General features: G+C 49.7%; 13 protein-coding genes. 11 read left to right on the forward strand and 2 right to left on the reverse strand.

Features of this window, described 5'->3' with window-relative positions; genetic code table 11:
- Positions 1-20: 20 nt before the first annotated feature.
- The 3 genes from H70357_RS16025 (at position 21) to H70357_RS16035 (ending at position 3,774) form a co-directional block, all read left to right on the forward strand.
- On the forward strand, positions 21-899 hold the full coding sequence (locus H70357_RS16025) for a LysR family transcriptional regulator (RefSeq protein ID WP_038591380.1): 879 nt from the start codon (positions 21-23) through the stop codon (positions 897-899).
- Between the two features lie 21 nt (positions 900-920).
- Complete coding sequence (locus tag H70357_RS16030; protein ID WP_038591383.1) at positions 921-2,471, forward strand: YcdB/YcdC domain-containing protein; 1,551 nt, start codon at positions 921-923, stop codon at positions 2,469-2,471.
- A gap of 142 nt (positions 2,472-2,613) precedes the next feature.
- The gene (locus tag H70357_RS16035) at positions 2,614-3,774 is read left to right on the forward strand and encodes a Gfo/Idh/MocA family protein (protein WP_038591386.1); all 1,161 of its coding nucleotides are present in this window, start codon (positions 2,614-2,616) and stop codon (positions 3,772-3,774) included.
- 118 nt (positions 3,775-3,892) lie between these two features.
- Here H70357_RS16035 and H70357_RS16040 read toward each other — a convergent pair whose 3' ends face one another.
- Positions 3,893-4,780 carry a helix-turn-helix transcriptional regulator gene (locus H70357_RS16040; RefSeq protein ID WP_038591390.1) on the reverse strand — a complete coding sequence of 296 codons (888 nt, stop codon included), beginning with the start codon at positions 4,778-4,780 and terminating at the stop codon, positions 3,893-3,895.
- Positions 4,781-4,905: 125 nt separating this feature from the next.
- Between H70357_RS16040 and H70357_RS16045 the strand changes: the two genes are divergently transcribed.
- Entirely contained in the window at positions 4,906-5,793 is an 888-nt protein-coding gene (locus tag H70357_RS16045; protein ID WP_038591393.1) for a sugar phosphate isomerase/epimerase family protein, read from the forward strand.
- Positions 5,794-5,815: 22 nt separating this feature from the next.
- Positions 5,816-6,880, forward strand: coding sequence for a Gfo/Idh/MocA family protein (locus tag H70357_RS16050; RefSeq protein ID WP_038591396.1), 1,065 nt, complete (start codon positions 5,816-5,818; stop codon positions 6,878-6,880).
- A gap of 134 nt (positions 6,881-7,014) precedes the next feature.
- On the opposite strand, the gene H70357_RS16055 is transcribed toward H70357_RS16050, so the two are convergent.
- A complete protein-coding gene (locus tag H70357_RS16055; RefSeq protein ID WP_038591399.1) occupies positions 7,015-7,221 on the reverse strand; it encodes a DUF1657 domain-containing protein in 207 nt (68 codons plus the stop codon).
- Between the two features lie 207 nt (positions 7,222-7,428).
- On the opposite strand from H70357_RS16055, the gene H70357_RS16060 reads away from it, so the two are divergent.
- The 6 genes from H70357_RS16060 (at position 7,429) to H70357_RS16085 (ending at position 16,132) form a co-directional block, all read left to right on the forward strand.
- Positions 7,429-8,289 carry a DUF421 domain-containing protein gene (locus H70357_RS16060; RefSeq protein WP_038591402.1) on the forward strand — a complete coding sequence of 287 codons (861 nt, stop codon included), beginning with the start codon at positions 7,429-7,431 and terminating at the stop codon, positions 8,287-8,289.
- A gap of 1,035 nt (positions 8,290-9,324) precedes the next feature.
- Positions 9,325-10,626 (forward strand): right-handed parallel beta-helix repeat-containing protein, encoded by a 1,302-nt coding sequence (locus H70357_RS35320; protein WP_379148628.1) that lies wholly within the window; start codon positions 9,325-9,327, stop codon positions 10,624-10,626.
- A gap of 50 nt (positions 10,627-10,676) precedes the next feature.
- On the forward strand, positions 10,677-12,293 hold the full coding sequence (locus H70357_RS16070) for a pectate lyase family protein (protein ID WP_442950464.1): 1,617 nt from the start codon (positions 10,677-10,679) through the stop codon (positions 12,291-12,293).
- Between the two features lie 100 nt (positions 12,294-12,393).
- Positions 12,394-13,377, forward strand: a complete 984-nt coding sequence (locus H70357_RS16075; protein ID WP_038591405.1) for an aldo/keto reductase — start codon at positions 12,394-12,396, stop codon at positions 13,375-13,377.
- A 146-nt stretch (positions 13,378-13,523) separates the two neighbouring features.
- Positions 13,524-14,972: a spore germination protein gene (locus tag H70357_RS16080; protein WP_038591408.1), complete on the forward strand. Its 1,449-nt coding sequence runs from the start codon at positions 13,524-13,526 to the stop codon at positions 14,970-14,972.
- Entirely contained in the window at positions 14,969-16,132 is a 1,164-nt protein-coding gene (locus H70357_RS16085) for a Ger(x)C family spore germination protein (protein ID WP_038591410.1), read from the forward strand. The genes H70357_RS16080 and H70357_RS16085 overlap by 4 nt, the downstream gene beginning before the upstream one ends.
- Positions 16,133-16,134 lie beyond the last annotated feature (2 nt).

Below are 16,134 nucleotides of genomic sequence, written 5' to 3' on the forward strand. Positions count from 1 at the left end.
TAAGAAGGGGGCCGGAGTCCTTGAGCATCACTAAATATGAGGTGTTTCTGAAGGTTGTGGAGCTGGGCAGCCTGACCAAAGCCGCTGATGTTCTGGGCTTTACCCAGTCCGGGATCAGTCATACCATCAGCAGCCTGGAGATGGAATTCGGCTTTTCGCTGCTGGTAAGAAACCGCTCGGGGGTCAAATTAACGGTCAACGGTGAGCAGGTAGTGCAGCCTATCCGTGAGATCCTGAAATGGAATGAGCAGTTGAAGCAGCAGGTTGCCGACATTCACGGGCTGGAAACGGGGACGATTACGATTGGCACGTTTACCAGTGTGTCTGTGCATTGGCTGCCGGGGATGATTAAAGAGTTCCGCAAGGAATACCCTTATATTGAATTCAAGCTGATGGAGGGCGGCTATCTGGAGATTGAGCAGTGGATTGAGGCTGGGGTCGTCGACTGCGGTTTTATTTCACTCCCCACCCGGGATAAATTTGAGGTATTTCCCCTGAAACAGGACCGGATGCTGGCCATCCTCTCCCAAGACCATCCCTTGAGCAAAGCACCATATATGCCGCTTGCGCAAATGGCCTATGAGGATTTTATTATTCAGAAGGCCGGATCGGATTATGATGCCAGGCGTGTGTTTGAGCGGGCGGGAATCCAGCCGAATATCAAATTCACGGCCGGAGATGATTATGCCATCATTGCAATGGTGGAAAATGGTCTCGGCATCAGTGTTCTCCCTGAAATGGTCATCTCGCGCCAGAATCATAATGTAGCTATGCTGGAGCTGGAGGAGCGCAGTTTTCGCTCGCTTGGTATTGCTGTTCATTCGATGAAGTATGCATCACCGGCAACCCGGCGTTTTTTGAAGCATGTACAGGTTTGGCTGAAAGATTATCCGGAGTAACTCAATGGGCTGGAGGTTGAAATGGAAGCAAACTTTGATAGACTGCGCACGCAAGCAATGAACATTGTCGCAATTCCCCAGCATTACCGTTTGGTGATGGAAGACAGCACGCCAACGCGGGATGCGGTCAATCGCTCTTTTATCTGGGAAGACCCGGAGAACAGGGAATGGACCCTTGAGATCTCTCTGGATTTGGCTACCGGTTGTCTGGTGGACTTGAATGTGGATTTGGAACCTAATGAGGAAACCAATGACAGGGAAGATCCCAAGGGCATGGGGGAGGAAGCGAGGGAAATCGCAGATGCCTTTGTGGGCAAGCATGCGCCGGACGCGGCTGGTTTGACTTGGATTCATACGGATGACAGCAGAAGACGAATTACGTACAGGGAAGAAGTCGGTGGCCTGCCTCTCCCGGACACAGGTTGTGAGGTGACGCTGGATCAAGGGCTGGGCATTATCCGTTACCGTCATCATCTTAAATCAGCTCCAACACCGGAATGGCCTGCCGTCCTCGTTAACGAAGGTGCAGTAAAAGAACAATTGCTGTGTCATACCCATATGGAGCTGCAAATCACAGCATTTTCTCCTTCCATCTACGATGTGCCCGGTACAGAAGATGAGTATCGGATGGTATATAATCCGGCTCCGCTTATGCGATTTATTGATGCTGTAAGCGGAAGGGACTGCTTCGGACCTGAACATTACGCTTTGCCATCAATTCATTCGCTCAAAGTCGATGAAGGGCCGACAGAAACTGCGGGAAGTGGGCCGGAAGAAGCTAAAACGGGTGCAAACCGCAGCATTGCTGACTGGCAGCAGCTGCTTGGCATAAATCCGGAGCTATACGAGCTTGAGAAGTCTTCAGACGATGGCGAACGTATTATGTTGCAGTACAGGCATATAGATGAACTGGAAGATGAACCTGAGCAGGCAGCACTCTCTGTAGACGGATATATGAAGTATAGGTGGGGAGACAAGCTCAGGAATCTGGAATCTCCGTTTAAGCTGCAGATCGAAAAGACGACAGGAACCTTGCTCCGCTTTCATCGGAATGACCCGGGAAAGGAGCAGCCGCTTTCTCCCCTGAACCGGCAGCAATGCTGGGTTAAAGCGGAAGGGTTTCTGCGTGAGGTGTTCCCGGACTATGCTTCCTATCTGCGGCTGGAAGTTGATAAGGATGACCTGGAGGATGAACCCCGCAGCCGTGAGTTTTTCTTTTTGCCTGTCTACATTGGCGAGATCCCGGTTAACGGAGAGCGGGTAACGATTAGTATCAGCACAGCAACCGGGAATACCTGCCTTTATTCCGGCGTCTCTTGCGAGATGCTCCAACAGTTGGCTGAGCCCAGGCTTGCCCCGCTGCTAACACCTGAGATAGCCTTAGAAATCTATAAGCGATATATGGATGTCAAGCTTAGATGGATTAAGGATTCTAATGCGGTGCGGCCGGTATACCGGCTGATTTATGAACTTGTAACTATTCCACGGTCTGAGCCTTCTAGTGGATTCGTCAACTGTAAATTGAGATACATTGATGCCCGAAGCGGCGAACCGATTTGGGGGAAGTACTAAAGGGTGAAAGAAATTTCAGGTTGACGAATGTGAAATGGCATGAAAGAATGTACGCGTGTACATTAAGCGGTTACAAAGTTATTAGCCACGGAACTCTTCGTTCGTGCTTCATCGAAGAAAAGTGAACCAAAGGAGGAATAAGATGAAACAGCTCCGCATCGGAATGATCGGCTACAAGTTTATGGGTAAAGCCCACAGCAACGCCTACCGCAGCCTTCCCATGTTTTTTCCGCAGGCACTGAGACCGGAAATGTCTATGATATGCGGGAGGAATACCGCTGCGTTGCAAGAAGCAGCTTTACAGCTTGGCTGGTCTGATAGTGTGACCGACTGGAAAGAGCTCATCTCCCGGGAGGATATTGACCTCATTGATATCAACGCGCCCAGCAATGCCCATAAGGAAATTGCTCTGGCAGCAGCCAAAGCAGGCAAGCATATTTTCTGCGAAAAGCCGCTGGCGCTGAATCTTGCGGATTCCCGTGAGATGCTGGAGGCTGCGACGGATGCGGGCATCATTCATATGGTCGGCTTCAATTACCGGTTCTCACCGGCAGTCAGGCTGGCGAAGCGGCTGATTGAGAGCGGAAGACTCGGGAAGATCTATCATTTCCGTGCCTGGTTTCTGCAGGACTGGATTATAGATCCGGATTTCCCGCTGGTGTGGAGACTGCAGAAGGAGATTGCCGGTTCCGGCTCGCATGGCGATCTTGGAGCACACTTAATTGATCTTGCCCATTTCCTGGTCGGCGATATGCAGGAAGTAATCGGAATGAGCGAGACCTTTATCAAAGAGCGTCCGCTAGCCGCTGAGATGACCGGCTTAAGTGCGAAGGCAAGCAAAGATGCCCCAACAGGAGAAGTGACTGTTGACGATGCGACACTGTTTCTGGCCCGGTTTGTAAGTGGTGCTTTGGGCAGCTTTGAAGCTACTCGTTTTGCTGCGGGTCACCGTTCGACCAATTCTTTTGAGATTAACGGCAGTCTGGGCAGTGTGAAATTCGATTTCGAACGGATGAATGAGCTGGAGGTGTACCTGACCTCGGACGACGAGGATGTTCAGGGCTTCCGGCGTGTGCTTGCCACCGATCCGGCCCATGATTACGCCGAAGCCTGGTGGCCGCCGGGCCATACCATCGGGTTCGAGCATACGTTTATCCACGAGATGCTGGAGCTCTCCACCGCCATTGCGGAAGGACGCCAGCCGGAGCCAAACTTCCATGACGGAGTAAAATGTCAGGCTGTTCTGGAAGCTGTTGAACGCTCCATTGAACAGAGACGCTGGGTGGAGATATCCGAAATGTAATTATCAATAAAGCATCATTATAGTTGAAGGAAAGCTAATTATGATCTTCCTGCCCAAGAAACAGCACCGTTCGCTTCCCAGGAACGGTGCTGTTTTACGTGTTATGTGGAGGAGTGAACTATTTGCGCGCCCCGGAAGGAGTAATCCCTTTGTATTGCTTGTAGAGTTTGGTGAAATAATTGGGGTTGTCGCAGCCCACTTTGCCGGCAATTTCTGTCACAGTCAAATCCGACTCCAGCAGCAGACGTTCAGCTTCATGGATCCGGCTTAAGTTCACATAGTCGATAAAGGTGCGTCCGGTCAGCTTTTTGAAGGTTTTGCAGAAATGATAAGGATTCAGATTGACAAACTTTGCAGCCCATTCAATCGAGATCTTCTCATCAAAATGAGCTTCCAGATATTCCAGCAGCGGTTTAAAGCGTTCGCGGTTAATGGAATGGCGCTCGCTCTGATGCCTCTCTGACAATTGCTGCGGCGGAAAGCTGCGTGACAGCAGGGTAAAGAACAAATGCAATTGGTTCTTTACAACCAGTTGAAAAGCAGGGCCTTTACTGCGCACTTCGGCAATGATGGCTTGCAGCAGGGGATAATAACAGGAGCAAGCCGGGTTCAGATCGGCGGGTTTGACCGGAAACTGAAACCGGTTATTCAGATAGGGTGCAACGAATTGCTCATGCTGGGAGTCCTGGTTTCTGTCTTTGAACAGTGAAGCATGGAACACGATGGATACGTAAGAAATATCCCCGCTGTATAAACTGTAACCGACATGCAAACCGCCTGAAGGAACAATAATCACATCACCCGGCCCGGCTTCATAAGGTTTGCTGTCCACATGAAAGATCGCATGGCCTTCCTGCATCACAATGATTTCGAAATGCTCATGCCAATGCAAGAAAAGGATATTCTGTTCCACTTTAGCCTCTCGGCACTCATTAAAAAAAAGGCGGAACGGATAGGTTTTCTCTTCGAGCTGCGGGTATTCCTTAAGCTCCTTCGGATAAGTCATGACTTCTTTCAACTCCCCCAATATTGAGCTATATTAACACAAGATAAAACGAGAATTCACACCAAATGAGCTATATACTTGATTTGCTGAACTTACTATAAACCAATATTGGAGTGGTACACAAGATGGAAGATACAATGAGAATCGGAACACTGGTTGGCGGGGGAGATGCTGTAAGAGTGATTCCTCAAATAATTGGACACGGATTTGAATCCTTCAGTCTTACCTTTTGGCAGACCATCGGAGAGACGAATCTGATAGAAACCGCGGCGCGTGTACGGGAACTGGCTGCAGAGCATGATTTTGTTATCTCCTCAGTCGGCATATTCGGCAACCCGCTAACCGGTGCCGGCGATAATGCTGATACCCTGGCCAGCTGGGAACGTTTGATTGATCATGCCCATCTCTTCGGCACAGATATGGTATCCGGTTTCACAGGACGTCTGACAGGGCAGTCAATAGATGAATCCATACCTAAATTCACGCAGGTCTTCGGGGAACTTTCCAAGAGAGCGGCTGACCGGGGGGTGCGAATTGCATTTGAGAACTGCTCGATGGGCGGTAATTGGGACTCCGGAGACTGGAATATTGCGCATAATCCTACAGCCTGGGAAAAGATGTTCAACGCGGTTCCGGCAGATAATCTCGGCTTGGAGTGGGAGCCCTGCCACCAGATGGTCGCCCTGATTGATCCGCTCCCGCAGCTGCGCAAGTGGACGGATAAAATATTCCATGTCCATGGCAAGGATGCTACAATCGCCTGGGACATTGTCAAGGAATACGGCATCCATGGTCCGAAGCCTTATGTATGGCACCGGACCCCGGGTTTTGGAGACACGAACTGGGCTGATGTGATCACGATTTTGCGCCAAGCCGGTTACAAAGGTACCATCGACATTGAAGGCTGGCATGACCCGGTATATCGTGATGAGCTGGAGATGACCGGACAAGTTCATGCTCTGAACTATTTGAAACACTGCCGCGGCGGCAGCTTTATACCCAATCCGGTCTAATACAGAAAGCGGGGAACTACCAATGACAGCAAAATACCGTGTTGCGATTGCCGGTTGCGGAGGAATGGCCAATGAATGGATCAGCTATGCGTTGAAACGCCCGGAGGTCGAAATCGTTGCCCTTGTAGATATCAAGCTGGAGTCGGCACAGGCTATGGCCGGGAAATATGGGCTTTCCACTCCGGCCTTTACGGAGATACGGCAGGCAATTATAGAAACGGGTGCCAACCTTGTGTTTGACGTCACAGTTCCGTCCAGTCATTATTCTATCGCAAGTACATCACTTGAACTGGAATGTGACGTGTTCAGCGAGAAGCCCTTGGCTGAAACGATGGAGGAGTGCAATGAGATTGTTGCGTTGTCGGAACGCACCGGACGAACACATGCTGTCATGCAGAACCGCAGGTACGATCCGCGCATCCGCTCGCTGCGCGGGCTTGTCGACGCAGGTACGGTCGGCCGGACGGGTTATATCGGAGCGAGTTTCTTCCTCGCCCCCCATTTTGGCGGTTTCCGCGAGGTGATGAGCAGTCCGCTCCTGCTGGACATGGCCATACATACCTTCGATCAGGCCCGTTTTATCAGCGGAGCTGATCCGGTTACAGTGTACTGTCAGGAATTTAATCCACCCGGCTCCTGGTATGAAGGCCAGGCTGCCGCTATTTGCATCTTCGAAATGTCGGATGGCTCTGTATTTTGCTATCAAGGGTCCTGGTGTGCGGAAGGTGCACCCACCTCTTGGGAAGCGTCGTGGCGGATTCAGGGGGAGAAAGGGGTTATTCTCTGGGATGGTGTAGGCATGCCTTATGCTGAAGTAATCGCAGGTGGTGACCAGTCCGGTAAGTTCATCCGTGACTATGAGCAGGTAGAAGCACAGGCCGTTTCGATGGATGAGACCTTCCATCATGGCTGTCTGGAAGAGATGTTCCTTTCGCTCTCCGAGCAGCGTCCTGCTGAAACAGACTGCAGGGATAACCGCTACAGCATGGCGATGGTATTCGGCGCCCTTGAGAGTGCCAAGACCGGCCGCAAGCTTGAAATTGCTGAGGTCATGAACCATTCTGCAAAGCATATGCAGCTTGGGTAGAAGCAGGTGTCATAGCTGGGCGTACCTGAATACGCCTGCTGTGGTCGCACAAGTGTTAACGTAAATAAAGCAGCCGTATCCGCAGACATGTCTGCAGATACGGCTGCTTTTTGTTTACGAGTAAAGATTACATCCTAGAAGCCTTTGTATTGTGGCTCCTCTTGTTCAAGTTCGGTTACACGGCCTTCAACCTGCTGCACAATTTGCTGCGTCTGTTCCGCTGCACTTGTGAACAAGGTTTTGGCCTGCTGGTTTTGAGTCTCCATCGCGAATTGCTCCAGACTCGCTTGCGCGCTTTTCAGCGATGACAGGCAAGTCTTCACTTGTGAGGATACAGTCATTAGATATTGCCTCCTTTTAGGTAGTTAGCAAACTGAACGAATCATAGTATCCACCGGTGAAGATGCAGAAATACAGGTAAAAAATTCTAATTCGAAGCGTTGGTCTTTTGGATTAAACAAGAAATTATTTCTTGGTTAGGTCTGCGCCCTTTAACAAATAATGAGCATGTTGACATGCGGTAATTCTAAACTTAGGAGGTAGTAATCATGCCGGAATGGCTTGAGGTGATTTGGCGGACAATTTTCGCGGTGGTTGTGCTCTTCTTTTTGACAAAGCTGCTGGGGAAGAGACAAGTTTCGCAGCTGTCTTTTTTCGAATATATCACTGGAATTACAGTAGGTAGCTTGGCGGCTTACATATCCCTCGATACCGATAAAACATGGCATTTGGGGGTGATTTCGCTGATCGTCTGGGTGGCGTTCTCCCTTGGTATCGAGTTTCTGCAAATCAAGAGCAAGAAGGCCAGGGATTTCATTGACTTCAAGTCAACCGTGCTAATCAAAGACGGTAAAATTCTGGAAGAAAATATGAAAAAAGAGCGTTTAACAACTGACGAATTGCTGGAGGAGCTGCGGAAGAAGGATGTCTTCAAATTGGCAGATGTCGAATTTGCGATCATGGAATCGGATGGAGCGATTAACGTCCTGCTTACCCGGGAGAATCAGGCGCTGACACCAAAAGATATGGGCATTAAAGTGGCTCCTGAGAAGGAATCTCAAGCCGTTATTATGGACGGCAAGATCATGGACAAACCTTTGGATACGCTGAATTTGTCCCGAGGCTGGCTGCAGGGCCAGCTTGAAAAGCAGGGTTTAACCGCTGAAAATGTATTCCTCGGCCAGGTGGATTCCTATGGCGAACTTACTGTGGATCTATATGCGGACAAGGTGCAGGTGCCAAAGCCGCAGGATAAACCCCAGCTATATGCACTGCTGAAGAAATGTGAAGCCGATCTGGAACTGTTCAGCCTTTCCACCGACAAAAAGGAAGCCAAACAGATGTATGAAGAGTGCTCCGGGAAGCTGCAGACATTGCTGCAGAGTTTGAAACCTTATATCCAAAACTGAGTAGTTTAACTCCATATAGCCTTACAAGACGAGCAGGCCAACAAAAACGAATGTTTTTTGTTGGCTTTTCATATGCTCAGCAATGTACACCGAGGGTGATTCCCCAAGTGTTCAATATTTCACATAAATGTAATAATGAGGGGTGAAAAAGACTGTACAATTCTCAATAAATACTTATGATTGAGATTAGGCTGACCACTGCAAAAGAGCAGGCTTTTGATTTTTCGGCAGTCTTAAGTTTAAAGTGAAGTGAGGGATGCGATGCCGGGATAGGTACTGTGCTGATTTGAAGAAGCAGAAACAGGGATGAATTCGTAAATACCGCAACAGGTACTGAAAGAATATAACCTATTGGAGGTAAATGTTAACGTGAAAATAAAAAAACGATTTGCATTCTCTGCAATGATTGCGCTTTCGGCTATGCTGGCTCTCTCAGGGGTGGGTGGAAGTATTCCATCCGTTCAAGCGGCAAGCATCTTCAGTGATGATTTTGAATCCGGCAATGCCGGCAGCTGGACCCACACGTCAGGCTCATGGACAGTGCTGCAGGACGGTAGCTCTCATGTCTATTATCAATCGGGTAATACGGAAGGGCGCTCCTCGGCGGGCAACAGTAGCTGGACTGACTACAGCGTGCAGGCAGATGTGAAAATTGACAACTTTAACGGCACAAACCGCACTTATCTCTGCGGCCGTTATACAGATGGCAATAATTATTATGCGGCTTCGCTCTCCAACAGCAATGGGGGTACGCTGGAAATCCGGAAGAAGGTCGGCGGCTCCAGCACTACACTTGCCACTAAAACAGACTTCCCTGTCACTGCCGGTACAGTGTACACGGTTAAGCTAGAGCTAAGCGGAAGCACGATCAACTTTTATGTGAATAATGTCTTGCAATTGAATGCACACGATAACAATTTGACTTCCGGCGGTATCGGATTGGTCGCTTATAAGACAGCAGCCAAGTTCGACAATGTAGTTGTTTCTACTACGGATTCTACGACTCCAACTCCTTCACCAACCGCAACTGCAACCGTGGCACCGACGGCTACAGCCAGTTCTACTCCAGCACCATCGGCTACTCCGACAGCTGTACCCACAGCAACAGCAACAGTTACACCAACACCAACACCAACCGTGGCACCGACAACGACACCCCCTCCGGCAACGGGTTCACTGTATGTCTCGCCGAATGGAGCGGCCGGAAATGCCGGAACCATCGGCAGTCCTACGACCCTGGATTCAGCTATTACTAGAGTAGCCCCGGGAGAGACTATTTATCTGCGCGGGGGAACCTATACTTTTTCCGCTCCAGTAACAATTGAACGGGAGAACAGTGGAAGCACCAGTTTGCGCAAAAATATTGTGGCTTACGGAAACGAAAAACCGGTGCTTGATTTCTTCGCCGAATCCTTTGGGTCTACTGAACGCGGACTGCAGATTTATGGCCATTACTGGAAGGTAAAGGGGCTTGAGATCAAAGGTGCAGGAGATAACGGGATCTTCATTGGCGGCAATTATAATATCATTGAGAATGTAGAAACGCACCATAACCGGGATTCAGGGCTGCAGATCAGCCGCTATTCCTCCTCACTCTCCAATATGAGCGACTGGCCCAGCTATAACCAGATCATTGGCGTATACTCCCACGACAATTTCGATCCGGACAATGGGGAGGATGCTGATGGTTTTGCCGCCAAGCTGACGATTGGACCGGGCAACGTCTTTGACAAGTGTATTGCTGCATGGAATACAGATGACGGCTGGGATTTATATACCAAATCGGAAACAGGCCCGATTGGTGTGGTTACGATCAAGAACAGCATCGCCTACAAAAATGGCCAAACCTCGGATGGAAGCAGCACGGCAAACAGTGACGGCAACGGCTTCAAGCTGGGCGGGGAGAAAATTTCTGTGAATCATATTGTACAGAACAGCATCGCCTTCCAGAATAAAAAACATGGCTTCACCTACAATAGCAATCCGGGCTCCATTCAGCTGACAGGCAATACCTCGTGGAGCAACGGCCAAAGCAATTTTGCTTTTGACACAGGGACACACCAGTTTACCAATAATTTGAGCTTTGCCGGCGGCTCCAGTGACAAAACCAGTGGTACAGATGTTCTCAGCACCAATGTCTGGTGGAAGAGCAATGCCAGCACGAATGCCAAGGGACTGGTCGCGAGCAGTGCCGACTTCGCCAGCTTGACCCCTTCAGTCGTCAGAAATGCGGATGGTTCCTTCACACTCGGCAACTTCCTGAAACTGGCCAGCGGCAGTGATCTCATTGGCTCGGGCACACCAAGCGGCACGAATATCGGAGCTACGCTCCAGTAATCGTTATAACTAAGGAGATGCATGTTATACAAACTTTGAGGAGGAGAAAAATGGCTTCCAAACGAATGAGATTAAGGCTGCTGAGCGGAATGGGATTCGCTGTAATTCTTGCACTGATATTTATTGTCCCGGCCAGCGCAGCTTCTTTAGTCAGCTATGATTTTGAAAATGAAGGCGCTAACAACTGGACCAGCACAACTGAAACCTGGTCTGTCGTTCAGGATGGAAGTTCCTCCGTCTACTATCAATCCAGCTCCTCGGAAGGGCGCACCTCTGCCGGTAACAGCGGATGGACCAATTACAGCGTGCAGTCCGCCCCAACACCATCAGACGCGCTCAGTGCATACAATTTGACTGGCTTCTCCGCAGGCAACTCCGGCGGAGGCATTGTGAATGAATCGAATACCACCCTTTACAAAAAGGTGTACACTGCGACTGATCTGGCAGCTGCACTCAAGAAAGGGTCCGGTGTAAAGGTCATTGAGATTATGAATGACCTGAATCTAGGCTGGAACGAGATCCCTTCCGCCGCTCAAACCTCACCGTTTGCGGCCCATAATTCTCCGCTGACTCACCCGGTACTGCTGCAGACAGGAGTAAGTAAAGTTACTCTTGACGGCTTTGACGGTCTGACGATCTTCTCGGCTAACGGGGCTAAGATTAAGCATGCGTCATTTGCAATTAAACGCAGCTCCAACCTGATCATCCGCAATCTCGAATTCGACGAATTATGGGAATGGGATGAGGCCAGCAAGGGGGATTTCGACAAAAACGACTGGGATTATATCACGCTTGAAGAGGACACCAACGTATGGATTGACCACTGTACCTTTAACAAGTCCTATGACGGACTGGTCGATTCGAAGAAGGGCACTTCCGGGGTGACCCTCTCCTGGTCAACCTTCAAGGGCGATGACCGGAGTCCAAACAGCTGGGTGACCCGGCAGATCAACGCGCTGGAGGCCAACAGCTCTGCTTATCCGATGTATGCCTATCTGCGCAGCAGCGCCATCGGTTTAAGCAAGGCAGATATCATTGCAGTTGCAAGCTCTCAGAAAAAAGGACATTTGGTGGGTGCCACATCTTTTGATTCGGGAAATTCCAATTTAAGCATTACCCTGCACCATAATTATTATCTCGACATTCAGGACCGCTTGCCGCGTCTGCGGGGAGGCAACGCCCATGTCTATAACATTCTGGCGGATAATTCCGCTGTTTGGGCAGCGAAGTCAAGAATCACAACAGTGATGGAAACGGCGATTGCCGGCAAGGGCTACCACTTTGGAGTAACCAGCAACGGGTCCATTTCTACGGAAGGCGGGGCGGTATTGGTAGAGAAATCCAACTTCGTTGATATCTTGTATCCGCTGCGCAATAATCAGACAGATCCCGCAGATTCCAGCTACAGCGGTAAAATCAAGGCGCTCGACACGATGTACTCTTTAAATGGCGTGTCTTTCAGAGGGAACAGTGACACCTCCGGAAGTCCGCTTGCCCCGGTACCGGCAACTATTATTCCGTTCTCCTGGTCTGGAATTTCGGCTTTGCCTTACAGCTATCCGGTGGATGACCCCTCCACGCTAGCTGCCAGACTAACGGCTTCCAATGGCTCGGGAGCGGGTAAACTGAACTGGACGAAATCCAACTGGTTACAGACAATGTATTAACCGGACTGGGTGGGAGAGCGTTTTTATTTCTCGATTAACGGCGCTATACTATAGTGGAATGGCTATTATTACATTTGGTATAGAGAGGAAGTTGTTGATCTTGGAATATGTGAAACTGGGATCTACCGGTCTGGACGTCTCGCGGATTTGCCTCGGCTGCATGAGTTATGGCATTCCTGAACGCGGGTCGCATGCCTGGACACTGAATGAGCAGGAGAGTCGTCCGTTTATCCAAAAGGCGCTGGAGCTGGGCATTAATTTCTTTGATACAGCCAATGTATATTCGGACGGAACCAGTGAGGAGATACTTGGGCGGGCGCTGAAGGATTTTGCCTCCCGCGATGAAGTGGTCATTGCCACCAAGGTGCATGGCAGAATGCGCCCGGGGCCCAATGGCGGCGGATTGTCACGCAAAGCGATACTGAGTGAAATTGACCACAGTCTTAAGCGGCTGGGAACGGATTATGTGGACTTGTATCAAATCCACCGCTGGGATAACCAGACGCCTATCGAAGAGACGATGGAGGCCCTGCATGATGTTGTGAAGGCGGGGAAAGCCCGTTATATCGGAGCTTCCTCCATGTATGCCTGGCAGTTTCTCAAGGCGCTGCATGTTGCAGAGCAGCATGGCTGGACCCGTTTTGTCAGCATGCAGAATTATGTGAATTTGCTGTACCGTGAGGAGGAACGGGAAATGCTGCCGCTTTGTGAAGCGGAGGGCATCGGCGTGATTCCCTGGAGTCCATTGGCCCGCGGCCGCCTTACAAGGGACTGGGAAGAAGCGAGCACCCGTTCCGAGCGCGATGAATTCGCCAAGCAGCTTTATTCACAAATGGAAGAGGCGGACCGGATTGTCGCACTTAGGGTGAAGGAAATCGCCGAGGAACGGGCTGTCCCGCGTGCTCAAGTGGCCTTGGCTTGGGTGCTTCAGAAGAAACCTGTGGCCGCTCCGATTGTCGGAGCGACCAAGATGGCGCATCTGGAAGATGCAGCAGCAGCGGTGTCCCTTCGTCTGACCCCGGAAGAAGTCCGCAGACTGGAAGAACCGTATATCCCGCATCCTGTAATCGGCGGATTGAACTGAATCTTTACCCATGATGCATTAACCCTAAGAGCCTGCTGGTGAGCAGGCTCTTTGTGCTGCGGGCGGAGAGGGAAATAGATGCATAACTTCATCGACTATTGGAAAACTAAGTAAGATTCCCTATAGATCAGTGGAGGTGAAGCGAGATGACAGCCAGCATACTGGATAATATAAAAGAGCAGCTTACGGGATGCAGCGATGCCGTATACCAGTCTATTATCGTATATGGTCATGCCTGCATGCTGGTCTACATTCCTTCCATTGTAGATACACTCAGTCTGCAGGAGTTTGTGTCATCTCCGCTCAAATCCGAAGCGAATTCCGAGCCGGATTGGCCGCGTTTTCTGGAACGGCTCGACCGGGGATCTGCTTTTGCCATTCCTTATATCAAGGTATTTGACCCCGATCGGGCGGTAGAGCTGATAGTCAGCGGCAATCCGGTGCTTTGTATCGAAGGGCTGCCCTATTTATATTATTTCGAGATCGCCCACTATCAGAAACGTTCAGTATCGGAATCACAGAACGAGCTGGTTGTCATCGGCCCCCAGGAGGCCTTCATCGAAGATATTGATACCAATTTATCGCTGCTGCGCCATAAAATTAAACATGCCGATCTAAAGACCAAACATTTCTCTATCGGCAAATATACAAAAACCGATGTGTATGTGGTATATATCGAAGGCCTGTACAAGCCGGAGCTTCTGGCTTCAATTGAAGATACATTACGCAAAATGTCGATCGACGGTGTGCTTGGCATCAGTTATTTGGCAGAGCATATGAAGCAGGGGAATTTCTCGCCTTTTCCTGTGTTCCAGTATACAGAACGCCCTGACTCAGTGGCAGCCTCATTAATGGAAGGGCGGGTGGGACTGCTGCAGGATGGGACTCCATCCGCTCTGCTGACACCGGTAACTTTGTTCTCGCTGCTGCAATCCTCCGAGGATTATTACCAAAGCTTTTATGCCGGCAGCTGGATCCGGCTGGTCCGCTTCTTTTTTTCTATTATATCCATGCTGCTGCCTGCGTTGTATGTTGCGATTACAACCTTTCATTCGCAGATCATTCCTTCTGATCTGTTGATTACCATTGCTGCGGCAAGAGAAAACATCCCTTTCTCTGCCCTGACCGAAGCGCTGATAATGGAGCTGACCTTTGAAGCACTTAGAGAAGCGGGAACCCGGATTCCTAAGCCGGTAGGGCAGACGGTATCCATCATTGGCGGTATCGTAATCGGGCAGGCTGCGGTTCAGGCAGGAATTGTTTCTGCGCCGATGGTTATTGTCGTTTCCATTACCGGGATTGCTTCCTATATCATTCCCCATTTGGAGCTGGGTTTGACCTTCAGATTACTGCGTTTTGTGCTCCTCATCCTGGGTGGAACGATGGGGTTATTGGGCGTATTTGTGGCTACTTTTATGATTTACGGCCATTTGGCCAATCTTAAATCCTTTGGAACTCCTTATTTGCAGCCGATCGCTCCGCTTGTATTACAGGATTTGAAGGATACGCTGTTTCGTGTTCCGTCCCCGTTCATGAATAAGCGCAGCACATCCTTTACAGACCGGAAGAATCAAAGGAGACAGAAGCGGCAATGAAACTTTTAAAGCAGGCAGTCATTATCCTAATGCTGCTGAATCTGACCGGCTGCTGGTCCAAGGTGGAGCTGGATGAATTGACTTTTGTTTATGGATTATACATTGATGTTGGCAAGGAACCCGGAACGGTTGAGGTATCCATCAGCTCACCTCTACCCAATAGGCTGATGTCAGGTACGCAAACAGGGAGCGGAACCGGAGACGGCAAAGCCTACACTTTGGTTTCAAAGACAGCGCGTACCCTCCAGGATGCGAACATCATGATTCAAAAGGATCTTTCACGCCGTATTGAGCTCTCTCACATCAAAATTGTCGTGTTGGGAAACGAATATGCCCGGCAGGGAATCGGGGAGGTGCTGGAATGGTTCGAAAGAAAACCAGAATTTCCCCTCGGCACATATATCATGGCTGCTCCCGGGAAGGCCAAAGATATTTTTAAGTTATCTCCTGTGTTCGAACAGCTTCCCGACCAAGTGCTGATGAATATCGCAAATGAGAATATCATGTTCAATACAAGCGTTATGGATTGTATATTAGCGGAAGTTTCAAATATGGGGTATGCGATGAACTATCTTTCATTCGGTAAGAAAGACGAAACGAGCGAGCAAGGAAAAACGGAGTATTGGGCAGGTGTACAAGGGGTTATGCTGTTCCATGATGCTAAGATGAAGGGCATTCTGGATGTAAAGCAGAGCAGGGCTTTGGCATGGGGGGCGGGACATCTGGCCGGAAGATTGAAGCTGCCTGAATATACGATAACCTGGGATGAAGAAGGTAAAGGCACTGCCAGCGCTATATTCCAAAGAAACTCCGCCTCAAGCTCTGTGAAAATGACAAGCAAAGGTCCTGTCTTTCATATAAAGGTGAAAGGGGGCGCAAGTATTACCTTTTTTAAAGATTCAGAGGGCCGCAGTGCCAGCAAACTTAGTCCTTTATTAAAGAGAAGGCTTCAGGAGCAGGTTGTAAAAGAAATTTCGGACTCGCTCCGGACTGTGCAAGACGCGCAGGTTGACGTTCTGCAGCTTGGAATGCTGGTGGAATGGAATTATCCTAAGGCGTGGAGTAAGCTCCGCGAACGCTGGACTGATTATTACGCCCATCATGCCGAGATTAAAGTAACGGCTGACTTCACCATAGAGGATTTTGGTTCGGAGAGATAAAT

The organism is Paenibacillus sp. FSL H7-0357 (genome assembly GCF_000758525.1).
Taxonomy (GTDB): Bacteria; Bacillota; Bacilli; order Paenibacillales; family Paenibacillaceae; genus Paenibacillus_AQ.